Below are 21,849 nucleotides of genomic sequence, written 5' to 3'. Positions count from 1 at the left end.
GGGACGGGTGCTGCTCGCCGTGGGCACCGCGGCCGCGCTGGCCAGCCGCCGCAGCCGGCTTCTGGCGGCGGTCTCCGGCGCGGCCCTCGTGGCCTCGTCGGTCGCCACCCGGTTCGGCGTCTTCGAGGCCGGCCGGGTCTCGGCTCGCGATCCGAAGTACACGGTCGTGCCCCAGCGGGAACGAATCAACGAGAACAGGGCGACGACCCGGCTCTGAATAGATCGTCAAAGGAGGAGGGCGCCCTCGGGGGGGCCTTCCTCCTTCGTCCCGGATCCGGCCGCTGGCGTCAGCCGGTGAACAGCTTCGCGGCGGTGATGGCGGTCTGGACGATGCCGTACCCGAGGAGCACCGCGACCAGCAGCCAGGACAACCAGAGCCGCCCGGTCTGACCGCCGACGCGCTCGGGCACCGCCGGGGTGCTCTGCGGGCCGAGAGCGACCGGTTCGGTGACAGTGGCCTTCGCGACGGGCGACGTCGGCCCTCGATCCGGCTCGTGGAATCGGTCCGGCACGGGACGGACCAGCAGGTTGGCGACGAAGCCGATGGCCAGGATGCCGACCATGGTGAACAGCGCGGGCCGGTAGGCCGACGCGGTGAGGGTGCCGGGCTTGCCCTGTGTGTCGAGGATCCCGTTGATGATCAGCGGGCCGGCGACACCCGCGGCCGACCAGGCGGTCAGGATCCGGCCGTGGATGGCGCCGACCTGGAAGGTGCCGAACAGGTCGCGCAGGTAGGCGGGCATGGTGGCGAAGCCACGCCGTAGAAGGAGATGATCGCGGCGGCGATCAGCACGAACACCGCTGTCGCGGAGTGGCCGGCCACGGCGAGCAGCACGTACAGCACCATGCCGACGCCGAGGTAGACCATGTAGATGGGCTTGCGGCCGATGAGGTCGGACGTCGTCGACCAGGCGAACCGCCCAGCCATGTTGAACAGCGACAGCACGCCCACGAAACCGGCCGCCGCCGACACCGAGACGGCGGTGGACCCGTTGTCCCGGAAGAAGTCCTGGATCATCGGGCTGGCCTGCTCCAGGATGCCGATGCCGGCTGTGACGTTGCAGAACAACACGATCCACAGCAGCCAGAACGATCGGGTACGCACGGCGTTCGACGCGGACACGCTCGCCCGTGTCACCAGGGGCCGGGTGGCGACGCTCGCGGGGTCGAAGCCGGCCGGCCGCCAGTCCGGCGCCGGAACCCGGACGTTGAACGGACCGAACATCATGATCACGAAATAGCCGATGCCGAACGTGACGAAGAGCGCCACGAGGGCATGCCCGGACGCGACGGCGGCCGGGTTGGCCGGGTTGAAGGCGGGGTCGTAGAGGGAGAGCAGTTGGCGCGCGAGCGGGCCGGCGACCAGGGCGCCGCCGCCGAACCCCATGATGGCCAGCCCGGTGGCGAGGCCCGGCCGGTCCGGGAACCATTTGATCAGGGTCGAGACGGGCGAGATGTAGCCGATGCCGAGCCCGATGCCGCCGATGACGCCGTACCCGAGATAGAGCAGCCACAGCTGGTGGGTCGCGATGCCGAGCGCGCCGACCAGGAACCCGACGGCCCAGAAGCACGCGGAGACGAACATCGCCCTGCGTGGCCCGTTGCGCTCCACCCACCGGCCACCCACCGCCGCGGACGAACCCAGCATGACGATGGCGATGCTGAAGATCGCACCGATCGCCGTCTGACTGGTGTCGAAGTGCGCGATGAGCGAGTTCTTGTAGACGCTCGTCGCGTACACCTGACCGATGCACACGTGCACGGCCAGCGCCGCGGTCGGGATGAGCCAGCGGCTGTAACCCGGGGGCGCGACGGTGTGCCGAGGATCGAGTACCGACAGCATGGGCATCGTCCGCACCTCCTGCGGCTGAGTGGGCAGGCGGCGCGGCCGTCGGACGTCTCGTACCGTCGCGTTGCCCACTGGGCAGAATCCGCGCATACCCGGATCACGCCGGGTCGGGGAATCTCGCCGGACTCCTGGCGGATGGCCGGACGGCTCCGCGCCGCCCCCTGGCAGCGTGACGCACGTCCGGGGTTCACCGTTGATCGGCTGTACCTCACATTACGTGGCCACCCACCCGCAGCCGGCGGGTTACGGGAAAACGGGAGGCTGTGCGGCGGGCGAGGAGTCCGGTCGGTCGGTGCGGGGCACAGCGCCGGTGGTTTCCAGGATGAGCCCGGCGACCAGGTCCGGGTCGTCGCTCATCGGCACGTGCCCGCAGCGGGACAGCGTCACCACCCGGGCCGCCGGCAGGCCGGCCCGGGCGCGTTCGGCCTGATGGACGCCGAAGATCCGGTCGCGGTCGCCCCAGCCGATGGTCACCGGCACCGCGGCGTCGGCCAGCCGGAGGCAGTCGAAGCGGTAGTCGCGGGCGGCTCGGGCCACGGCGCCGAAGCCCAGCCCGCGCCGCAGGGCGAGCGCGTCGCCCAGCGCGCGGTCGACGTCCAACTGCGTCGGGCGGGCCATCAGCGGGGCGAAGCACAACGCCCGCAGGTACGCCGAGCGCAGTGCGACCCGCATGACGGGGGTGGGCAGGTACGAGTTGACCCGCAGCATCCTGAGGATGGCCAGCGCCCGCCGGCGCTCCGCGGGTGTGAAGAAGCCGGCGGGGGAGAAGGCGGTGGCCGAGGCGACCACCCCGTTGGCGGCAAGCTCCAGGCTGATCGCCCCACCGAGGCTGTAACCGGCCACATGCGGACGCTCCAGCCCCCACTCGGTCAGGACGGGCAGCATCGCGGCGACGGTGGCGGCCATGTCCGCGGGCATCCCGGTGCCGGGCACCGGGGAGTTCCCGAAGCCGGGCAGGTCGAGCGCGATCACCTCGTGGTGGGCGGTGAGCCGGTCGAACACGGGCTCCCACGCCTGGTGGCGGTGACCGATGCCGTGGATGAGCACGAGCGGCTCGCCGCTGCCCGCGCGACGGAAGTGAACGCTCATGACCGCCCTCCCACCGACGATCTGCCGAAGGAACGTCCGAGCTGGCGCACCTCGTCCTCCATCTGACCGACCATGGTCCGACCACCGAACCGGGTGATCAACGCGTCCGAGAGACCGCTCAGCACCACCGGCCGCAGCGCCTGCACCATGGCCAGCGAACGCGGCACGTACACCTTGCGCTTGCGGCGTTCGATGCCGCGCAGCAGGGCGTCGACGCACTGCTCGACGGGTACGACGGTGGACAGCGGCCACGGCAGCCGACGCAGCGCGGCGCGGAACGACGCCAGGTCGTCACGGATGTCACGGACCAGGTCGGTGTCGATCCAGATCGGATGCGCGGTGCCGACCGTGACGCCGCCCGCACGGGTCTCCAGGCGCAGCACGTTGGCGAACTGCTCCACGCCCGCCTTGGACGCGCAGTAGGCGGCCATGCCGGGCATCGCCGTGAAGGCGGCGGCCGAGGAGACGATCAGGACGTGGCCCCGGGCGGCGGTGACGTGCGGCAGTGCCGCGCTGACCGTGCGGATCGCGCCGCAGAGGTTCACCTCGACGGTACGCACCAACGCGTCGACCGGCCCCACGGCGACGGTGCCCAGGTTCGCGATGCCCGCGTTCGCGACGACCACGTCGATGCCGCCGAAGCGGTCCACCGTGGAGGCCACCGCGGCGTCCAACGCCGCCTGGTCGGTGACGTCGCACTCGTACCAGTGCGCGCCGAGGTCGGCACCGAGCTGTTCGAGCAGCTCGCCTTCCAGACCCACCAGCGCGACCTGAGCGCCACGGCCGACGGCCTGGCGGGCCATCTGCGCCCCGATGCCGCGCGCCGCGCCGGTGATGAGCAGGGTCCTGCCCGCCAGGTCATACCGCATCGGCGTGCTCCCGTTCCGGTGCGTTGGGTGTGCGGTCGGCGGTGATGATCCGGTGGTCGGCCGGGCGGAAACGGCGCAACCGCATCCGGAAGCTGGTGGCGAAGCCCGGCCAGATGGTCGTGTTGCGGCCGGTGGCGTCGAGGTACCAGCTCGAACAGCCGGTCTGCCAGACGGTGCCGGTCATCTTCTGATCGACTCGTTCGGTCCAGCGTCGTTGCGCCTCCGCGGTGGGCTCGACGGCCTGCACGCCCTTGGCCCGCATGTGTCGCAGGGCCGCGAGCACCAGCCGCAGCTGCGCCTCGATCATCAGCACCACGGAGGTGTGCCCGAGTCCGGTGTTCGGACCGAGCAGGAAGAACAGGTTGGGGAAACCGGCGATGGAGGTGCCCCGATACGCGTGCATGCTGGGCGTCCAGGCCGCACCCAGGCTGCGCCCGCCACGGCCGTGGATGAGCCGCACGATCGGTGCGTCGGTGACGTGGAAGCCGGTGCCGAGAATGATGGTGTCCGCCCGGTGGTGGACGCCGTCGGCGGTGACCAGGCCGTCCGGCGCGATCCGCGCGATGCCCTGGGTGACCACGTCGACGTTCGGCCGGGTGAGCGACGGCCAGTAGTCGTTGGAGATCAGGACCCGTTTGCAGCCCATCGCGTACCGGGGGGTGAGCTTGTCCCGAAGGTGCGGATCGGGGACCTGACGCCGCAGCGTCCGCAGGGACAGTCGCGAGGCGAGGCGGTTGACCGCCGGGTGCAGGAAGCCCACGCCTATGGCGTCGCGGACCAGGTAGAGCCCGGCCCGGACAGCCCGCTGTGCGCCGGGCACGGTGCGGAACGCGGCCTGCTCGACCCGGCTGATCCGGCGCGACATCCTCGGCATGATCCAGGCGGGGGAGCGCTGGAACAACGTCAGCCGCTCGACCGCCGGCTGGATCTGCGGCACGAACTGGACCGCCGACGCGCCCGTGCCGATGACCGCGACCCGGCGGCCGGTCAGGTCGTGGTCGTGCCGCCAGCGGGCGGAGTGGAACACCGTGCCGGCGAACTCGTCGATCCCGGGCAGGTCGGGGATGGCGGGGTCGCTGAGCGGACCGGCCGCGCAGATCAGGACCCGGGCCGTGTGGTCTCCGCCGGAGGTGCGCAGCAGCCAGCGTCGGCGTTGGTCGTCCCAGCGTGCCTCGTGCACCTCGTGGCGCAACCGCAGCTTCGGGCGTATCCCGAAGCGGTCGACGCAGCCGCGCAGGTAGTCCCAGATCTCCGGCTGGCTGGAGAAGGTGTTCGACCAGCGGGGGTTGGGGGCGAAGGAGAAGGAGTAGAGGTGCGACGGGACGTCGCAGGCGCAGCCGGGATAACTGTTGTCCCGCCAGGTGCCGCCGACATCGTCACCCCGGTCGAAGACGAGGTAGTCGGTGAAGCCGGCCCGCTGCAGGGCGATGGCGGCGCCCAGGCCGCCGAAACCGGCGCCGACAATGGCAACGTCTGTCTCCATCAATTCTCCAGGTGCTCGGACGCGGCGCTCGGTTCGGCCGGTGACCAGGGCGGATCACCCACGCCGGTGATCCGTACGCCGCCCCACGGGTCGACCTCGGCCAGTCGGGCGGGCCGGGCCCGGTCGGCGATGCGCAGCTCGACGTCGCGGCGGCCGGAACGCAGCAGCCGCGCCACCGTCGGGTCGGGCTCGATGCGCCCGCCCCAGTGGAAGCGGCCGTCGACGGGCTCCCACCGTCCGCTGAGGTGCGCTCGCACCTGCGTGCCCGCGATGCTCGCCGGGCCGTGGTAACTCACGGGACGATCCGCTCGTGGGCGCGGGTGAGCTCGTGCGGCAGGTCCGCGCTGGCCCGGACCCCCTCGATCCCGCTCCACAGCAGAGTGGTCAGGTAGTCGGTGAGGGCGCTCCGGCTGATCGGCTGGCCGTGTGTGGTCCACCAGTCGCCGACCGCCTGCACGAACCCCACCAGGCCGTACGCCCAGGGCTCGGCCGGACCGGCGTCCAGGCCCAGTGCGCGCAGCCGGTCGCCGATCACCCGGGCCAGCCCGGCGGCCACCTGCCGGCTGGTCCCGGCGACGACCTGGTGGATGCCGGGTTGGCCGGACTGGCGCATGAGGAACCGGTAGAGCGTGGGCTGCGACTCGATCACCCCGAGGTACGCGTCGATCGTCGCCTCGACCAGGCCGCGTTCCTCGCGGACCTGCTCGATCGCCGGCGCGATGGCGTCGACGACCCGGGCCGCCACCACCTCGCTCACCGCGACCCAGAGCTGCGACTTGTCGGCGAAGTAGCGGTAGAGGACGGGCTTGCTGACGCCCGCGGTGGCGGCCACCTGGTCCATGTCGACCTCGGGCCCGTGCCGCAGCAACGCCTGCACGGCGGCACCGACCAGTGCCTGTCTGCGTTGCTCACGATGGTCGGCCCAGCGATCCCGGCGGCCGTTGCCCTTCGCCTTCGGGCCGCCGTCGGGGGAGGCCTCCGGCGGGTCGGATCCATTGACATCCTTGCGCGGCGATTGCATGCTACCACTCGTAACAGTTACTGGTCGTCACGTCAATATGGAGGAACCATGGAGACGGCGGAACCCGAGGGCGCTGCGGTCGCCGAGCGACTGCTCACGTCGTCGCTGCGGACCAGCTACGACCCCGTTGTCGAAATCGACTGGGACGCCCCGCACACCCCGGGCGCCTACTGGCTCCCTCCGCACCGCAGCAGCCTCTACGGCACCCCGCTCTGGTCGCGGTTGAGTGCGGAGCAGCGGGTCGAACTCACCAAGCACGAGGTGGCCAGCGCAGCCAGCGCCGGGCTGTGGTTCGAGACGATCCTCATGCAGATGCTGATCCGGCAGTACTACGACGACGACCCGACCAGCCGGCACGCCCAGTACGCGCTGACCGAGGTCGCCGACGAGTGCCGGCACTCGATCATGTTCGGCCGGCTGATCGAGGCGATGGGCTGCCCCGTCTACCGTGCGAATGCCGTCGACCACTGGCTCGGCCGGTTCCTCAAGACCACCGCCAGCGGTCCCCGGATGTACGCCGCGATCCTCATCGCCGAGGAGATCCTCGACGCGTTCCAGCGCGAGATCATGGCGGACGAGTCGCTCCAGCCGCTCATCCGGATGGTCTCGCGCATCCACGTGGTCGAGGAGGCACGGCACGTCCGGTTCGCCCGCGACGAGCTGGCCCGCCAGGCCGCCGCCGCCGGCCCGGTCGGCATGGCGTACGCCCGGCTGTTGGTCGGTCGCGCGGCCTACACGATCGCCAACCGCCTGGTGCACCCGAAGGCGTACGCGGCGGTCGGCATCGAGCCGGAGGCGGGTCGGGCAGCCGCTCGGGCCAACCCGCACTGGCAGGCGACCCTGCGCTGGTCGGCTTCCCGGGTGCACGACCACCTCGCGGGCGTCGGCCTGGTGGCCGGGCCGGGTCGGTTGCTGTGGACCCGCGCCGGGCTGATCTGACGGTCGGCAGCCCGGCGGTCGTCCTCGGCCCCGGCGGCAGTCGGCGGAGCCGTGGTCTCCTGCGCGGAGGAACTGCCCACATCAGGCGAGGCGTCAGGCGCGCCCGATCCGCGGCTCCTGCCGGTCGGTGAGCAGCAGTCCGACGCCGCGCACCGCCTCGATCGTGGCGTTGGTGCCGAGGTCGAGCAGCTTGCGCCGCAGCCGTTTGACGAGGGACTGCACGTCCGCCTTGCGCTCGCGCCCCTCGTCGTGCCAGACCGCCCGGTGCAGCTCGGCGTAGCTCCAGACCCGGACCGGTTCGGTGGTCAGGCAGGTCAGCAGGTCGTGCTCCAACCGGGTCAGGTCGACCTCGCGGGGCCCGCACCGTGCGGTGGAGCGGTTCGAGTCGATGACCAGGGCGGGGTCCGTCGCGGTGGCGGGCGCCGGCTCGGACGGTGCCGCGGGCGGCGGCCCGGGCAGCTGCGACGGCGCCGCGATCAGCCGACGCAGCTCGTCGAGGTCGGCCACCAGCAGCAGCGGTGCGATGCCCTCGAGACGCTCCGCGAGCCGGATCCGCTCGGCCGGTGACGGGGTCACCGCGATCAGCAGCGGGAACGGCTCGTCAGCCGGTTCCGCCTCGTCCACCGCAGCTTCCTCGTCCTCGGCCACCACACCGCCCGGGATCGATGGGCATCCTGCCCAACTCTCGTCATGGTCCTGACAATGATTGGCAAGCGCGCCGCCAGCATGGCAACCGTTAGCGACAAGTTGCTCACGGCAAGTTCTTGATCGTCTGTTCTTCTCGATCATAGTGTCCACTCGGGCAACCGGCGTGACCCGCGCGGTGCATGGGGGGCATGGAGGGTTCGTTCACCGGTACTCCGGGACGGATCTCTCGCACTCTCACCATGGCCCATCTTCACCCTGGGTCGTTGTGAGGGAGGCAGCACCGATGTTCAGACGTCCACAATGGAGGCGCACGGCCAGATCACTGGTGAGCGCCGGCGCGGCGATGGTCCTCGCCGCCACCTGTCTGGCCAGCATCGGCTCGGGCGCGCAGGCCGCGCCCGGCGGGATGGGGGCGGGCACCGCTCCGGGCGACAAGATCCGACCGGCTCTCGCCAAGCAGCTCCAGGCCAAGAGCGAAGGGGACTTCTGGATCCGGTTCAAGGACCGGGCGGACCTGAGCAAGGCCAGTGCCGTCAAGGACTGGGCGAAGCGTGGTGCCGCGGTCGCGGACGCGCTGCGGAAGACCGCCGCCGAGAGCCAGGGCAAGATCCGCGCCGAGCTGGACGGCTCGGGCGCGAAGTACCAGACCTTCTGGGCGACCAACGCCATCAGGGTCAGCAGCGGCTCCCTGGCCATGGCGCAGAAGTTCGCCAACCACGCCGAGGTGGAGGGCCTCTACGCCCCGGTCGCCTACAGGGTGCCCGAAACCACGAAGGGCGCCGACGAGAAGACCGTGAACGCCCTCGAATGGGGCGTCGCGAACATCAACGCCGACGACGTCTGGTCCCAGTACGGGGTCAGGGGCGAGGGCATCACCATCGCCAACATCGACACCGGTGTCCAGTTCAACCACCCGGCGCTGGTCAACTCCTACCGGGGCAACAACGGCGACGGCACGTTCGACCACAACTACAACTGGTTCAACGCCGCCGGAACGTGTGCTGCTGCCCCCTGTGACAACGATGGACACGGCACGCACACGATGGGCACCATGGCCGGCTCCGACGGCGCGAACCAGATCGGTGTCGCGCCCGGGGTCAGGTGGATCGCGGCGAACGGTTGCTGCCCCAGCGACGCCGCGCTCGTCACGTCCGGCCAGTGGATGCTCGAACCGACCGACCTCGCCGGCCAGAATCCGGACGCCAGCAAGCGGCCGAACATCATCAACAACTCGTGGGGCACGCAGGACCCGTCCAACGAGCCCTTCATGGAGGACGTGACGCTGGCCTGGGCCGCGTCGGGCATCTTCGGTGTCTGGTCCAACGGCAACAGCGGGCCGGCATGCCAGACCAGTGGTTCGCCGGGCAGCCTGGCCAGCAACTACTCGACCGGCGCGTACGACGTCAACAACAACGTCGCCGGGTTCTCCAGTCGGGGCGCCGGGCAGAACGGCGAGATCAAGCCCAACATCTCGGCCCCGGGCGTGAACATCCGGTCGAGCATTCCGGGCAGCGCCTACGCCAGCATCAGCGGCACCTCGATGGCCGCACCGCACCTCGCGGGCGCGATCGCGCTGCTGTACTCGGCGGCGCCGTCGCTGGTCGGTGACGTCGACGCGACCCGGGCGCTGCTCAACGGCGCCGCGGTCGACAAGGCCGACGACCAGTGCGGCGGCACCGCGGCGGACAACAACGTCTTCGGCGAGGGCCTGCTGGACGCGCTCGCGCTGCTCAACGCCGCACCCACCGGTGACATCGGCACCCTGACCGGCACGGTCACCGACGCGGCGACCGGCGCCCCGATCGCCGGCGCGACCCTGACGCTCACCGGCCCGGCCGCGCGGGAGATCACCACCGGGGCGGACGGGAAGTTCTCCACCCAGCTCCCGACCGGCGACTACCAGGTCGCCGTGGCGGCGTTCGGCTACGCCGGCACGACGAAGCCGGCCACGATCACCGACGGCGCGACCACGACGCTCGACGTCGCACTCGCGCCGGTGCCGAGCGTCAACGTCAGCGGCGCCGTCACCGACGGTTCCGGGCACGGCTGGCCGTTGTACGCGAAGGTCACCGTGACGGGCGTCTCGGGCGTGTACGACCACACCACCCCGTCGAACGGCCGCTACAGCATCAAGCTGCCGGCCGGGCAGACGTACACCCTGAAGTACGAGCCGCAGTACCCCGGCTACCAGACCGTCACCAAGCAGGTCGTGGTCGGCTCGGGCAACGCCACCGCCAACGTCGCCGTGCCGGTGGACACGACCACCTGCACGACCGCGCCCGGATACACGTTCGGGTCCGACGGGGAGTACGAGACCTTCGACGGCACGACCACGCCGGCCGGCTGGACGGTGGTGGACAACGCGGGCAGCGGACAGGTCTGGAAGTTCACCGACGACGGCAGCCGGGGCAACCTGACCGGTGGCAACGGCAACTTCGCGATGATCGACAGTGACGCGTACGGTGCAGGCGCCAGCCAGGACAGCTCGCTGGTCAGCCCGGTGGTGAACCTGACCGGCGTGACGACCCCGGTCATCCGGTTCAACCAGGACTTCAACCAACTGGACGAGGACACCGCCGACGTCGACCTGAGCGTCGACGGTGGTGCCACCTGGACGACCGTGCTCCGCCAGGAGACCGACGTCCGGGGGCCGAAGGTGACCGAGATCCCGATCCCGCAGGCGGCCGGCAAGGCGCAGGTCCAGGTCCGCTTCCACTACTACGACGCCTCCTACGAGTGGTGGTGGGAGGTCGACAACGTCCTGATCGGCAGTCAGGTCACCTGTGTGCCGGTCGACGGTGGGCTGGTCGTGGGCAACGTCCGCGACAGGAACGACAACAGCTACGTCAACGGCGCGACCGTCACCAGCAAGGACCGGCCCGCCGAGAAGGCCGTCACCGTGGCGACCCCGGACGACCCCGGGCTGGCCGACGGCTTCTACTGGCTCTACTCCACGTTGACCGGCACGCACCCGTTCACCGCGTCGGCCGGCAACTACGTCAGCCAGACCAAGCAGGTCGACGTCGAGGCCGACTGGGCGACCGTCGGGAACTTCCAGCTCGCGGCCGGTCGGTTGTCGGTGACGCCGACGCAGCTCAGCGCGACCCTCCAGATGCCCACCGGCAGGGCCAGCAGGACGTTCACGGTGACCAACACCGGCGGCGCGCCGGTCGAGGTCGAGTTCGGTGAGCGGGACAACGGCTTCGAACTCCTGCGGGCGGACGGATCCAGGGTGACCCGGCAACAGGTCCTCGGGTCCAGCGGCGCGCCGGAGCAGCGGCTCGCTGTCGCGACGTCGTTCGCCGCGAAGGCGTCCGGTAAGGCGGCCACGGCGGCGGTCGCCGCGGCCGGTCCGCAGGCCGCACCGTGGACGGACATCGCCGACTACCCGTCGAACATCATGGACAACCGGGTGGTCAGCCTGGACGGCAAGGTGTACTCGATCGGCGGTGGTGACGGCAACGCCTCCACCGCGAAGAACTACGCCTACGACCCGGTCGCGCAGACCTGGACGGCGATCGCCGACCTTCCGGGCGCCCGCAACGCGCTGACGGTGGGCGTCGCGGACGGGAAGATCATCGCCACCGGTGGCTGGGGCGACGCCGGCCCCGACGCCGCCACCTGGTCGTACGACCCGGGGGCCAACACCTGGACGGAGCTGGCCGACAACCCGGCGCCGCGAGCCGCGGCCGGTCAGGCCGTCGCCGACGGCAAGCTGTACGCCATCGGCGGCTGCACCACCGCCAGCTGCACGCCCATGTCGAACAGCGTCGTCCGGTACGACCCGGCGAGCGACAGCTGGGAGACGTTGGCCAACTACCCGAAGTCGGTGGCCTTCGCCTCCTGCGGCGGGATCGACGGCATCGTCTACTGCACCGGTGGCAACGACGGCGCCGCCGCGCAGAAGGCCAGCTACGCCTACGACCCGGGCGCCAACACCTGGACCGCCATCGCCGACGCGCCGGCCGACAACTGGGCCAGCTCCTACGCAGTGGCCAACGGCAAGCTCCTCGTCGTCGGTGGCTCGCAGGGTGGGGCCATCAGCAACGCCGGCTTCGCCTTCGACCCGGCCGCCGGTTCCTGGTCCAACCTGCCGAACGCCAACACGGCGCGCTACCGCGGTGGTGCGGCGTGCGGCTTCTACAAGATCGGCGGCTCGTCCGGCAGCTTCAACGCCGCGCCGGACAGCGAGGTGCTGCCGGGCTTCGAGGGCTGCGCCGAGGCGGCGGCCGACGTCAGCTGGATGACGATCGACAAGTCGGAGGTCACCCTCGCTCCGGGCGCGAAGGTCACGGTCACCGTCGGGATGACGGCGAACGTCGACCAGCCGGGCACCTACTTCGGCGCGGTCGCGATCAAGGAGAACACGCCCTACTCGGTGGCGCCGGTCGACGTCACCATGACGGCGAACCCTCCGAAGACCTGGGGCAAGCTCATGGGTACGGTCACCGGCACCAGCTGCCAGGGTGCGACCTCGCCGATCGCCGGCGCGGTGGTCCAGGTCGACTCGTGGGCGATGTCGTGGACCTTCGGCACCGACGCCCAGGGCGCGTACGCCTACTGGGTGGACCGCCGCAACAACCCGCTCACGATGATCGTCGCCAAGGACGGCTGGAAGCCCCAGACCCGTCAGACGAGGATCGACACCACCACGCCCACGGTGGAGAACTTCGGGTTGGCGCCGATCCGGTGCTGACACCCGAGCGGTAGCACACAGATCCGGCCCGCCTGGTCGACGACCGGGCGGGCCGGACCCTGTCCGGGGTCAGACGGGAGCGAGCCGGAAGCCGACCCCGCGTACCGCCTGGATCGTCGAGGCCGCGTTCACCCGGGCGAGCTTGCGGCGTACCCGCCGGACCACCGAGTGCATGTCCGAGCCGCGACCGAGGTGCCGGTTGCCCCAGACCTCAAGGTGCAGTCGCTCGTACGTCCACACCTGTCCGGGCGCGTGGACCAGGCAGAGCAGGACGTCGTGCTCCAGCCGGGTCAGGTCGATCTCCTTGTCGCGCCACCGCACCACCCGGCGGTCGGAGTCCACGGTCAGGTCGGCTGGTGGCGACTGCGGGTCGGGCGTCGCCTCGACGAGGACGGCCTGGGCTGGGGGAGGCGCGACGGGGGGCATCTCGACCACTCCGAGGAACTCCCGCGCCTGGTCGACGTTCGAGACGATCAGGAAGGCGTCGCTCCCGCCGAGCAGCTGCGCCAACTGTCGGCGTTCGGCCGGCGCGGACGCGATGCCGATGACCAGGGAGGCGACCGGAATTCCGCGCATTTCCCCAACCCCTTCCGGTTCCCCAGCTCACTCCGGACGGTTTTTCGCATCGCCGATCGAAACATCGATCGGCGTCTTGACCCTAGTGGTGGCGCGTATCGGCTGGGTAAAACATCGTCGCAGGTATGCATGTGAATTGCTGCGCCAGGAAACGTCAGAGTCGTTCGAGACGACTTCGTCGGTTTTGCCCCGCGCGGCACCGGGGACCTCCGGAAGAAGGCGGAAACTGTGACAGGACGAAGACATTCCGCGGACGGCACCCGAACCTGCCGGGACGAGCATGGTCGACATGTCCAGCGGATCGTCGTACTTCCTCGGGCGGCCGACGCCCGGCCCGCCGCTGCCGCTGCCCGACGCCCGCGAGGCCGTGCCGTCGAGCCCGCGGCTGCTCGGCGCGGCCGTCTGCGCCCTGCTCGCCCTGGGGCTCACCGGCGTGCTGTTCGTCTGGACGTACCCCGGTCAGTGGCTGGACGGGCTGCTCCTGCCGCGGGCCGAACGCGGCGGGGGGTACGCGCAGCAGAGCACCCTGCTCGACCCGGCCCGGAGCGTGCTGGCCGCGTTCGGTAGCACGCTGCTGCTGGCCGGCCTGCTCGGCGCGGTGCTGCTGGTGGGTCTCGCCGGCCGGCGGCTGCTGGCCGCCCTCGTGGGCGTGGGCATGGTCCTCTGCGCGGTGGTGGTCTCCGGCGCGGCCAAGTCGACGCTGCTCCGCCCGGATCTCCAGGTCGAGAGCTCCACCACCCACAACAGCTTTCCCAGTGGTCACGTCGCGGCGGCGACGACCCTGCTGTTGGCGTTCATGCTGGTCCTGCCCGCCGGCGCGCGCCGATGGCTGGCGCTGCCGGGTGCGGCGGGTGTCACCGTGATCGCCGCCGCCACCATGGTGGCGGGCTGGCACCGGTTCAGCGACGCGCTCGGCGGGGTCCTGCTCGGGGTCGCGCTGTTCTGCCTGGCCGCGGCCGCGTTGGCCAGCTGGCCCGGTGTCGCCCGGCCGACGCCGGGTGCCGTCGAGGTCACCCGGAGGGGCGGCGGCGCGGCCTGGCGTGGGCTCGCCGAGACGGTGGTCGGCCTGGTCGGGCTGGGGTCTGTGCTCCTGGTGGTGGTGCCCGGCCTGAGCGCGGCGCTGCCACCCGGGGCGCTCGTCGCCATCCTGGCGGTGGCCGGGTTGACGACGCTGGCCGTGGGATCGGCGGTGTACCTGGTGCGGTCGACGGACTTCGCCCGGCCGTCGAATCGATCGACGAAAGGCTAAACCCGTTCATGATGCGATACTTGGCGACATGTCCCAGGTCCTGCTGATCGAAGACCACCAGACCGTGCGCGACGGATTGCAGCTGGCGCTGACCCGACAGGGCCACGCGGTGGATGCCGTGGCCACCGGTGAGCAGGGGTTGGAGCGGCTGCGTGTGGGCTCGGCCGACGTCGTGGTGCTCGACCTCATGCTGCCCGGGATGGACGGGTTTGAGGTCTGCCGCCGGATACGCCAGCTCGGCGATCTGCCGATCATCATGCTGACCGCCCGCAACGACGACATGGACGTGGTCGCGGGCCTGGAGGCGGGGGCCGACGACTACGTGGTCAAACCGGTGCAGGCGCGCGTGCTCGAGGCACGTATCCGCGCGGTGCTGCGCCGGACCGCCGGCGAGTCGCGGCGCTCGATCGGCGACCGGTCCGGCCCGGAGCGGCACGGCGCCCTGAGCATCGACCGTGCGGCGCTGGTGGTCAGCAAGGACGGGACGCCGGTCGGCCTCGCCCCGACGGAACTTCGCCTGCTGCTCGAACTCTCGCACACTCCGGGCCAGGTGCTGAGCCGCCAACAGTTGCTGGAGGCCGTGTGGGAGCACGGGTACCTCGGCGACTCGCGCCTCGTGGACGCCTGTGTGCAGCGGGTCCGCGCGAAGATCGAGGACGACTCGTCCGCGCCGGTGTTCATCCAGACCGTTCGCGGCTTCGGATACCGGTTCGGGCCGCTGTGACACTGCGGCGCTGGTCCGACGGCCGCGCGTTCGGCCTTCGGGTTCGGCTGCTGCTGGCCTTCGCTCTGCTGGGTGTGACCACCACGGCGGTGGTGGCCAGCGGCAGCTACTTCCAGGCCCGGACCGTCATCCTGCAACAGGCACAGGACGCGGCGGTGATGTCGCTGACCGACCAGCTCGCCCAGGTCTACCCGCTGCGTCAACTTCCGCCCACACAGGGCGATCTCGAAACGCTGGCCCAGCACCTCTCCGACCGGGAGGGGTACGCCGTGGTCGTGTACCGGGACATGCGGGCGCAGGGCGCCGACGCGCCCGACCTGCTCACCCCGCAGCTGCGGCAGGCGGTTCGGGACGGCGTCGTCGCCTGGCAACGCGTCTCGGTCGAAGGGGAGCCGGTGCTGCTCATCGGCACACAACTGGAGCTGGACCGACCCGACGGCGGGTCCCTGTCGTCCGGGTTGGAGGTCTACTGGGTGCGCAGCCTCGCCCCCGAGCAGGAGAGCATCGACCGGCTCGCCACGCTGGCCTGGCTGACCGGCGGGCTCTCCCTGGTCCTCGCGGTCCTGCTGGCCCTGTTGGCGGCCCGGGGCGTGCTGCGCCCGGTACGCGAGCTGGGCCAGGCGGCGCGCAGCCTCGGCGAGGGCCAGCTGACGACCCGACTGTCGGTGCGGGGGGTCGACGAGTTGGCCGACGTGGCGCGGACCTTCAACGACACCGCGGCGATCCTGGAGCGGCAGGTCGGTGAGCTGCGCCGGATGGAGGCCGACGCGCGCCGTTTCGTGGCCGACGTGTCGCACGAGCTCCGTACGCCGCTGGCCGCGATGACGGCGGTCACCGACGTGCTGGACGAGGAGGCCGACCGGCTGCCCGGGGACGCCGGTCGGGCCGCGCGGCTCGTCAGTCAGGAGACGCAGAGCCTCACCCAGCTCGTCAACGACCTCATCGAGGTCAGCAGGTTCGACTCGGGCACGGCACGCCTGGCTCTCGACGACGTCGACGTGGCGGCGGCGGTGACCGCGACCCTGCGGCTGCGCGGTTGGACCGACCGGGTCCGCGTGGACCTGCCGCCGGGGGTCGTCGTCGCCCGGCTCGACCCCCGCCGACTGGACGTCATCGTCGCCAACCTGGTGGGCAACTCCTTCCGGCACGGCGCCGAGCCGGTGTTCCTGCGGCTGCGCGCGGAGCCGGACTGGCTCACCATCCAGGTCCGCGACGAGGGGCCGGGTCTGGAACCGGAGGTGCTGCCGCACGTCTTCGACCGTTTCTACAAGGCGGACACCGCGCGGACCCGATCCGAGGGCAGCGGCCTCGGCCTCGCCATCGCCTGGGAGAACGCGCGCCTGCACCGCGCCGCCGGGCAGCGGGGTAGCCTCGCCGCCGGCAACGCCCCGGACGGCGGCGCGGTGTTCACGCTCCGCCTGCCCCGGGTGGCGGCGGACGACGCCGGAGCAGCCCGATGACCGGACGACGCGCGCTGGCGCGGACGCTGCTCACCGGCGGACTCCTGCTCACGCTGCTCGCGACCGGCTGCGGTGTGCGGCCCAGCGAGGTCATCGACGGCGTCCCGCGCAGTCCGGCCCGTCCCAGGGGACCCGGCTCTATTTTTTGTGGCGCGGACAACTCGCGGTGGTCGTCCGGGCGACCAAGGTGGACCGACCGCCGTCGCCCGAGGCGTCGTTGGCCCTGCTCCTGGCGGGTCCGGACGAGCAGGAGCGCCGCCAGGGGTTCACCAGCGAACTGCCGGCCGGTCCCGAAGCGGCCTCCCCGGCGGCGGTGGCGGTCGGACCGCACGGCCTCACGGTGACGGTGGCGGGCGCGGTGCGGGCGTTGGCCCCCGACGCGGCCGACCAGATCATCTGTACGGTGGCCGACACCGCGGCGCAGGAGGGCCGCGCGGAGTACTTCGTCCCGGTCACCATCGTCGGGTCCGACGGCGCCCGACCGGCTCGGCCCTGCTCGATCAGGTGACCGGGACGACCCCTCCTCACACCAGGTCGACCGTCCGCGTCGCTCCGACCGGCCGGACCTGGCCGTGGTCGACGAGCGCACCGTCGATCAGGATGTCGAGCAGGTCGGCGAACCCGATTCCGGCCCGCTGCCAGATCTGCGGGAACTGGGACGCCGAGGTGAAGCCGGGGAAGGTGTTCACCTCGTTCACGATGGGCTCGCGGGACCCCTGATTGGGCAGGAAGAAGTCGACGCGCAGCAGCCCACGGCAGTCGAGGGCGTGGAAGGCGCGGATCGCCCGATCCTGGAGCACCTCGGTCGTCGTCGCGTCGAGCGGGGCGGGGATCTGGAACACGGCCCCGCCGTCGTACTTCGCGTCGTAGTCGAAGAAGCCGGTTCCGCTCACCCGGATCTCCAGCGGCGGGCCGGCCTGCACCCGGCCGTCCGGGTGTTGCAGGACGGCGACATCGATCTCCCGCCCCCGCGCCCCCTGCTCGATCAGCACCTTCGGGTCGACCGCACGGGCCTGCCGCAGCGCGGCGGGTAGGTCCGCCCAGTCGGTCACCTTCACCACGCCCAGGCTGGAGCCGGCCCGCGCCGGCTTGACGAAGACCGGCAGGTCCAGCCCTCGCTGGTCGGCCGGCGTCAGGTCCTCGCCGGGGCGCAGGGTCACGCCGGGGCTGACCCGCAGACCCTCCACGGCGAGCAGCCGCTTGGTGACACCCTTGTCCATGCCGGCCGCGCTGGCGAAGACGCCGTTGCCGACGTACGGCACCCCGAGCCACTCCAGCAGCGACGCGACTGTGCCGTCCTCGCCGTAGGGGCCGTGCAGGGCCGGGAAGACCACGTCCTGGGCGCGCAGCACACGCAGCGCGTGGGGCAGTGGCGTCGCCTGGCCGTCGACGTGCCAACCGCCGTCGCGGTCGATGAGCACCTCGGTGACCTGGTACCGGTCGCGGTCCAGCCCCGCGAGGATGCTCGCCGCCGAACGGCGGGACACCTCGTGCTCGCCGCTCTGCCCGCCGTACAGCAGTGCCAGTCGGGTTGTCATGAACTCTCCGCCCCTTCGTGGAAGTGGTCGCGGGCCACCCTGGCCCCGATACCGGTCAAGATCTCGTTTGGGTTGGTGCCGGCCCAGCGCGCCCACTCGGTGACCGTCGGTGCGGCCTGGTCGCGCGTCTCGGGGCCGTCGGGCGTACCGATCTCGGCAGCGGGGCCGAACACCACGACCGGATCGCCGATCGACACGGGCAGGTCCCCGGCGTCGACGACGCACTGGTCCATGGCGATGCGCCCGACCACCGGGCACCGTCGACCGCCCAGCAACACCGCGGCGCGGCCCTCGGCGGCCCTGGTCAGCCCGTCGGCGTAACCGAGCGGCAGCAGCGCCAGTGTGGTCGGGGCGCTGGTCACGTACTCCGGTCCATAGGAGACGCCCGTCCCGGCCGGCACCCGCTTGACGTTCACCACGGTGGTCCGCAGCGTCATCGCGGCGCGCAGCCCGAACTCGCCGGGGCCGGTCGCGCCGAACGGGTCGACGCCGTAGAGGGCGAGCCCGATCCGGCAGAGGTCGAAACGGGTCGCCGGCGCCGACAGCGCGGCCGCCGAGTTGGCCAGGTGGACCAGTTCGGGGTCGAGCCCGGCTCCCCGGGCGATCCCCAGCGCCTCCTCGAAGGTCGCCACCTGCCGGGGCAGAGCGGGGCTGCCCGGCACGTCCGCGTCGGCCAGATGGGACCACACGCCGCGCACCCGGACCGTGCCCTCCATTTCGTACTTGCGGGCCCAGCCGACCAGCTCGGACCAGTCGTCTCCGCCGGCGCCGTTGCGGGACAGGCCGGTGTCGGCCTTGAGCTGCACCGACGCGGGCACACCGAGCCGATGCGCGGCCCCGGCGATGGCGTGCAGGTGGCTCGTCGTCGACAGGCCGACGTCGACGCCGACGGCGATCAACGCACCGAAGTCGTCGTCCGCGCGGTGCAGCCAGCTCAGCGTGGGGGCCGTGATGCCCGCGTCGCGCAGAGTCAGCGCCTCGGACGCCGAGGTCACCCCCAGCCACCCGGCGCCGGCGCGCAGCGCGGCCCGGGCGACCGGGACCGCGCCGTGGCCGAAGCCGTCGGCCTTCACCACCGCCATCAGGCCGGTGCCGGTGACCGAGGCGATGGTCCGCACGTTGTCGGCGATGGCCCCGAGGTCGACCGTCGCCTGCGCCAACGCCCTCATCCGGCCAGCTCCACCCGGCGAGGCCCGGGCAGGGCGAACAGCCAGCGCGCGCGTACCGCCAGCAACCCGCGGTGGACGGCCAGACTCGCGCCGATCACGAACCCGGTCAGCACGACGGGATAGCCGAGCACGATCAGGCCCTGGCCGACGTGGCCCAGCCCGGAGACCGGTCCGTGCAGCAGCCGGTGCAGCAGCGCCAGGACCGGTATGTGGATGACGTAGATGGGCAGTGTGACGCGGCCGAGTGTGGCGAGCCGGCCGCCGAGGGCGGGCCACCGGCCCAGCCGTGCGGCGGCGGTGACACCGAACGCGACCGCCACGACGGACACCAGCGGCCACACGCCCAACCACTGTTGGGCGCCGGCCACCGCCATCGCGACGAGCGCGAGACCGTAGGCGCCCGAGGTCAGGACGAGCCGACGCCGGGTGGCGGTGGCCGCCCACCGTTCGATCTGCGGCCGCAGGTACAGGCCGGCGAGGAAGAACACCAGGTTCTGGTACACGCCGGCGCGGTTGCCGGGCGTGTCGAGCAGGCCGGCCGCGGCGACGGCGGACAACACCCCGGCGGGTACGACCACCAGCACGCGAGGTGCGCCACGCGCCGCCTTCGCCAGGGTGAAGTACAGCGCCAGGGCGTACAGGTACCAGAGGTTGGACGGCGTGATGGTGAGCTGCTCCAGCAGGCCCGGGACGGACGTGGCGCGGTCGGTCGGGAAGTCCGGCGCCACGGCGAGGACCGCGGTGTGGATCAGCAGCCAGAGGGCGTACAGGTAGAGGAAACCGGCGATCCGGCCGCGGGCGACGATCCGCCACGGCCGCTGCACGGCGTTCACCGCGAAGACACCGGAGATGGTGAAGAACAGCGGCATCCGCAGCGGCAGGAACTGCTCGCCCAACGCTCCCCACAGGCCGGGCGCCGGCACGCCGACGTGCCAGTCGATCCGCAGGTAGTCCTTGACGACGACGTGCCACAGAACGACGAGGATGATGCAGACGCCCTTCGCGGCGTCGGCCCACTGCGCCCGGTGTGATCGTGGCGCGGCGGGGGCGGTCCCGGTCCGGTACCTGTGGCGAAACCGGTCGCGCGTCGCGTCGGGCTCGTCTCCGGCGGGCCGGGAGTCGGTGGAAGACAGCTCTTGGATCACTCACCAGAAGGTGCCAGCCGGATATCCGCGCGTGATCCACAAAATGTCATGGGCCGGTAATGGATGTCGCCGGGCGGGTGTCACCGAACGGCGCGCGGCTGACGCCTCGAAGCCGCGGAACGCCCCCCGCAGGCCGCTAGGCTCGATCCGGAGGTGCCGAACATGAGGCTCGGACTGCACTACTGGAGCTACTCGACCCCGGCCGACCCGGCCACGATCGCGCCGACGCTGGCCGAGGCGGCCAGCATCGCCGAGCAGGCCGGTGTCGCCTCGTTCACCGTGATGGACCACTTCTTCCAGATGGATGCGGTGGCCCCGGCCGAGGAGCCGATGCTGGAGGCGTACACGACGCTCGGCTACGTCGCCGCGAAGACCCAGCGGATGACGCTGGGCGTGCTGGTCACCGGCGTGATGTACCGGTATCCGGGGCTGCTCGCCAAGACGGTGACGACCCTGGACGTGCTCTCCGGCGGCCGGGCCCGCCTCGGCATCGGCGCCTCCTGGTACGAGCGGGAGCAGCGCGGCCTGGGCGTGCCGGTGGTGCCGGTGGGTGAGCGCTTCGAACGGCTGGAGGAGACGCTGCGCATCTGCCTGCAGATGTGGAGCGACGACAACGGGCCGTTCGAGGGGCGGCACTACCAACTCGCTGAGACCATCAACTCGCCGCAGCCGTTGAGTCGTCCGCGCCCGCCCATCATGATCGGCGGCGGCGGTGAGAAGAAGACCCTGCTCCTGGTGGCCCGGTACGCCGACGCCTGCAACCTGTTCGGCACGGCCGCCGGCGCCGGCGAGGTGGCGCGCAAGCTGGACGTGCTGCGCGAGCACTGCGCGGCCGAGGGCCGCGACTACGACAGCATCGTCAAGACCGTGGTGGCCCACCGCGCCCCGCTGGACGACGTCGACGCGTTCCTCGCCGAGGTGGGCGAGTACGCCGCGCTCGGCGTCACCGAGGTGCAGGTCACGCCGGACCGGCATCCGGTGGAGTTCGTCCAGCGGCTCGGCGACGAGGTGCTGCCCCGCCTGGCCGACATCGGCTGATCCCGCCCTCCGGTCACGGGTGCCCCGGCGTACGACCGGCGGACGCCACCAGGGGCTGCCCTCCGGCGAGCGGAGGACAGCCCCTGGCGGGGTGACTGTGGGATCAGGCGACCGTGGCGGGGAACCGTTCCCACACCCGGTGCGCGGCCATCAACTGCCGCACCGCCGTCAGAGCCTCGGCGCCGGAGCCCGCCGACACGATGCCGGGCGTGCCGGCCACCCCGGCCTGCTCCAGCACGGTGACGCCGGCACCCCAGGCGCCGATCGTCTTGGCGTGCCGCCAGCACTCCTCGACGAGGAGCAGCACGCGCGGGTCCACGGGCGCCGGGCCCGGCCGGCCCGCCTTGGCGTCCCGG

19 protein-coding genes and 2 pseudogenes are annotated in these 21,849 nt (G+C 71.7%); 8 read left to right on the top strand and 13 right to left on the bottom strand.

Annotation, left to right across the window (positions count from 1 at the left end; genetic code table 11):
* Nucleotides 1-217: pseudogene (locus JNW91_RS19205) on the top strand (NrfD/PsrC family molybdoenzyme membrane anchor subunit); the annotation flags it as partial.
* Nucleotides 218-287: 70 nt separating this feature from the next.
* Here the strand turns inward: JNW91_RS19205 and JNW91_RS32460 are convergent.
* From JNW91_RS32460 to JNW91_RS19175, 7 genes are all read right to left on the bottom strand, one after another.
* Complete coding sequence (locus tag JNW91_RS32460; RefSeq protein WP_238425287.1) at nucleotides 288-743, bottom strand: MFS transporter small subunit; 456 nt, start codon at nucleotides 741-743, stop codon at nucleotides 288-290.
* Nucleotides 677-1,849 carry an OFA family MFS transporter gene (locus JNW91_RS19200; protein ID WP_238425286.1) on the bottom strand — a complete coding sequence of 391 codons (1,173 nt, stop codon included), beginning with the start codon at nucleotides 1,847-1,849 and terminating at the stop codon, nucleotides 677-679. The genes JNW91_RS32460 and JNW91_RS19200 overlap by 67 nt, the downstream gene beginning before the upstream one ends.
* 243 nt (nucleotides 1,850-2,092) lie before the next feature.
* A complete protein-coding gene (locus JNW91_RS19195; protein WP_203176921.1) occupies nucleotides 2,093-2,938 on the bottom strand; it encodes an alpha/beta fold hydrolase in 846 nt (281 codons plus the stop codon).
* The gene (locus tag JNW91_RS19190; protein WP_203176920.1) at nucleotides 2,935-3,807 is read right to left on the bottom strand and encodes an SDR family oxidoreductase; all 873 of its coding nucleotides are present in this window, start codon (nucleotides 3,805-3,807) and stop codon (nucleotides 2,935-2,937) included. Before JNW91_RS19190 ends, JNW91_RS19195 begins: the two co-directional genes overlap by 4 nt.
* Nucleotides 3,797-5,290: a flavin-containing monooxygenase gene (locus JNW91_RS19185; RefSeq protein ID WP_203176919.1), complete on the bottom strand. Its 1,494-nt coding sequence runs from the start codon at nucleotides 5,288-5,290 to the stop codon at nucleotides 3,797-3,799. Before JNW91_RS19185 ends, JNW91_RS19190 begins: the two co-directional genes overlap by 11 nt.
* Complete coding sequence (locus JNW91_RS19180) at nucleotides 5,290-5,586, bottom strand: DUF4873 domain-containing protein (RefSeq protein ID WP_203176918.1); 297 nt, start codon at nucleotides 5,584-5,586, stop codon at nucleotides 5,290-5,292. Before JNW91_RS19180 ends, JNW91_RS19185 begins: the two co-directional genes overlap by 1 nt.
* A complete protein-coding gene (locus tag JNW91_RS19175; RefSeq protein ID WP_203176917.1) occupies nucleotides 5,583-6,311 on the bottom strand; it encodes a TetR family transcriptional regulator in 729 nt (242 codons plus the stop codon). Before JNW91_RS19175 ends, JNW91_RS19180 begins: the two co-directional genes overlap by 4 nt.
* Before the next feature lie 48 nt (nucleotides 6,312-6,359).
* On the opposite strand from JNW91_RS19175, the gene JNW91_RS19170 reads away from it, so the two are divergent.
* Entirely contained in the window at nucleotides 6,360-7,250 is an 891-nt protein-coding gene (locus JNW91_RS19170; RefSeq protein ID WP_203176916.1) for an AurF N-oxygenase family protein, read from the top strand.
* 93 nt (nucleotides 7,251-7,343) lie between these two features.
* On the opposite strand, the gene JNW91_RS19165 is transcribed toward JNW91_RS19170, so the two are convergent.
* A complete protein-coding gene (locus JNW91_RS19165) occupies nucleotides 7,344-7,874 on the bottom strand; it encodes a winged helix-turn-helix domain-containing protein (RefSeq protein ID WP_309244423.1) in 531 nt (176 codons plus the stop codon).
* A gap of 307 nt (nucleotides 7,875-8,181) precedes the next feature.
* On the opposite strand from JNW91_RS19165, the gene JNW91_RS19160 reads away from it, so the two are divergent.
* The gene (locus tag JNW91_RS19160; RefSeq protein ID WP_203176915.1) at nucleotides 8,182-12,594 is read left to right on the top strand and encodes a S8 family serine peptidase; all 4,413 of its coding nucleotides are present in this window, start codon (nucleotides 8,182-8,184) and stop codon (nucleotides 12,592-12,594) included.
* A 69-nt stretch (nucleotides 12,595-12,663) separates the two neighbouring features.
* Here the strand turns inward: JNW91_RS19160 and JNW91_RS19155 are convergent, their stop codons facing one another.
* A complete protein-coding gene (locus tag JNW91_RS19155; protein WP_203176914.1) occupies nucleotides 12,664-13,170 on the bottom strand; it encodes a winged helix-turn-helix domain-containing protein in 507 nt (168 codons plus the stop codon).
* A gap of 289 nt (nucleotides 13,171-13,459) precedes the next feature.
* Between JNW91_RS19155 and JNW91_RS19150 the strand changes: the two genes are divergently transcribed.
* The 4 genes from JNW91_RS19150 to JNW91_RS19135 all read left to right on the top strand — a co-directional run bounded on the left by JNW91_RS19150 (nucleotide 13,460) and on the right by JNW91_RS19135 (nucleotide 17,111).
* Nucleotides 13,460-14,419: a phosphatase PAP2 family protein gene (locus tag JNW91_RS19150; protein ID WP_203176913.1), complete on the top strand. Its 960-nt coding sequence runs from the start codon at nucleotides 13,460-13,462 to the stop codon at nucleotides 14,417-14,419.
* A gap of 28 nt (nucleotides 14,420-14,447) precedes the next feature.
* A complete protein-coding gene (locus tag JNW91_RS19145; RefSeq protein ID WP_203176912.1) occupies nucleotides 14,448-15,143 on the top strand; it encodes a response regulator transcription factor in 696 nt (231 codons plus the stop codon).
* Nucleotides 15,140-16,603, top strand: coding sequence for a HAMP domain-containing sensor histidine kinase (locus tag JNW91_RS19140; RefSeq protein ID WP_309244422.1), 1,464 nt, complete (start codon nucleotides 15,140-15,142; stop codon nucleotides 16,601-16,603). The genes JNW91_RS19145 and JNW91_RS19140 overlap by 4 nt, the downstream gene beginning before the upstream one ends.
* Nucleotides 16,604-16,769: 166 nt before the next feature.
* The gene (locus JNW91_RS19135; protein WP_203176911.1) at nucleotides 16,770-17,111 is read left to right on the top strand and encodes a DEAD/DEAH box helicase family protein; all 342 of its coding nucleotides are present in this window, start codon (nucleotides 16,770-16,772) and stop codon (nucleotides 17,109-17,111) included.
* Between the two features lie 16 nt (nucleotides 17,112-17,127).
* On the opposite strand, the gene JNW91_RS19130 is transcribed toward JNW91_RS19135, so the two are convergent.
* The 3 genes from JNW91_RS19130 to JNW91_RS19120 are packed head-to-tail and all read right to left on the bottom strand — an operon-like array spanning nucleotide 17,128 to nucleotide 20,455.
* Nucleotides 17,128-18,141: a D-alanine--D-alanine ligase family protein gene (locus JNW91_RS19130; protein ID WP_203176910.1), complete on the bottom strand. Its 1,014-nt coding sequence runs from the start codon at nucleotides 18,139-18,141 to the stop codon at nucleotides 17,128-17,130.
* Nucleotides 18,138-19,310, bottom strand: coding sequence for an alanine racemase (alr, locus tag JNW91_RS19125; RefSeq protein ID WP_203176909.1), 1,173 nt, complete (start codon nucleotides 19,308-19,310; stop codon nucleotides 18,138-18,140). The genes JNW91_RS19130 and alr overlap by 4 nt, the downstream gene beginning before the upstream one ends.
* A complete protein-coding gene (locus JNW91_RS19120) occupies nucleotides 19,307-20,455 on the bottom strand; it encodes an acyltransferase family protein (RefSeq protein WP_203176908.1) in 1,149 nt (382 codons plus the stop codon). Before JNW91_RS19120 ends, alr begins: the two co-directional genes overlap by 4 nt.
* Nucleotides 20,456-20,617: 162 nt before the next feature.
* On the opposite strand from JNW91_RS19120, the gene JNW91_RS19115 reads away from it, so the two are divergent.
* On the top strand, nucleotides 20,618-21,493 hold the full coding sequence (locus JNW91_RS19115; RefSeq protein WP_203176907.1) for an LLM class F420-dependent oxidoreductase: 876 nt from the start codon (nucleotides 20,618-20,620) through the stop codon (nucleotides 21,491-21,493).
* A gap of 103 nt (nucleotides 21,494-21,596) precedes the next feature.
* On the opposite strand, the pseudogene JNW91_RS19110 reads toward JNW91_RS19115, so the two are convergent.
* Nucleotides 21,597-21,849 (bottom strand): annotated as a pseudogene (locus JNW91_RS19110) (catalase HPII); the annotation flags it as partial.

Source organism: Micromonospora parastrephiae (genome assembly GCF_016802865.1).
Classification (GTDB): domain Bacteria; phylum Actinomycetota; class Actinomycetes; order Mycobacteriales; family Micromonosporaceae; genus Micromonospora; species Micromonospora parastrephiae.
The sequence above is the reverse complement of the archived record's forward strand: the minus strand, read 5'-3'. Positions and strand labels throughout refer to the sequence as shown.

What these genes read in the sequence shown, in the direction of transcription:
- alr (WP_203176909.1), bottom strand. Translation starts at nt 19,310, where the DNA reads ATGAGGGCGTTGGCGCAGGCGACGGTCGACCTCGGGGCCATCGCCGAC.
- JNW91_RS19160 (WP_203176915.1), top strand. Translation starts at nt 8,182, where the DNA reads ATGTTCAGACGTCCACAATGGAGGCGCACGGCCAGATCACTGGTGAGC.
- JNW91_RS19195 (WP_203176921.1), bottom strand. Translation starts at nt 2,938, where the DNA reads ATGAGCGTTCACTTCCGTCGCGCGGGCAGCGGCGAGCCGCTCGTGCTC.
- JNW91_RS19175 (WP_203176917.1), bottom strand. Translation starts at nt 6,311, where the DNA reads ATGCAATCGCCGCGCAAGGATGTCAATGGATCCGACCCGCCGGAGGCC.
- JNW91_RS19185 (WP_203176919.1), bottom strand. Translation starts at nt 5,290, where the DNA reads ATGGAGACAGACGTTGCCATTGTCGGCGCCGGTTTCGGCGGCCTGGGC.
- JNW91_RS19145 (WP_203176912.1), top strand. Translation starts at nt 14,448, where the DNA reads ATGTCCCAGGTCCTGCTGATCGAAGACCACCAGACCGTGCGCGACGGA.
- JNW91_RS19150 (WP_203176913.1), top strand. Translation starts at nt 13,460, where the DNA reads ATGTCCAGCGGATCGTCGTACTTCCTCGGGCGGCCGACGCCCGGCCCG.
- JNW91_RS32460 (WP_238425287.1), bottom strand. Translation starts at nt 743, where the DNA reads ATGCCCGCCTACCTGCGCGACCTGTTCGGCACCTTCCAGGTCGGCGCC.
- JNW91_RS19170 (WP_203176916.1), top strand. Translation starts at nt 6,360, where the DNA reads ATGGAGACGGCGGAACCCGAGGGCGCTGCGGTCGCCGAGCGACTGCTC.
- JNW91_RS19115 (WP_203176907.1), top strand. Translation starts at nt 20,618, where the DNA reads ATGAGGCTCGGACTGCACTACTGGAGCTACTCGACCCCGGCCGACCCG.
- JNW91_RS19155 (WP_203176914.1), bottom strand. Translation starts at nt 13,170, where the DNA reads ATGCGCGGAATTCCGGTCGCCTCCCTGGTCATCGGCATCGCGTCCGCG.
- JNW91_RS19130 (WP_203176910.1), bottom strand. Translation starts at nt 18,141, where the DNA reads ATGACAACCCGACTGGCACTGCTGTACGGCGGGCAGAGCGGCGAGCAC.
- JNW91_RS19200 (WP_238425286.1), bottom strand. Translation starts at nt 1,849, where the DNA reads ATGCCCATGCTGTCGGTACTCGATCCTCGGCACACCGTCGCGCCCCCG.
- JNW91_RS19190 (WP_203176920.1), bottom strand. Translation starts at nt 3,807, where the DNA reads ATGCGGTATGACCTGGCGGGCAGGACCCTGCTCATCACCGGCGCGGCG.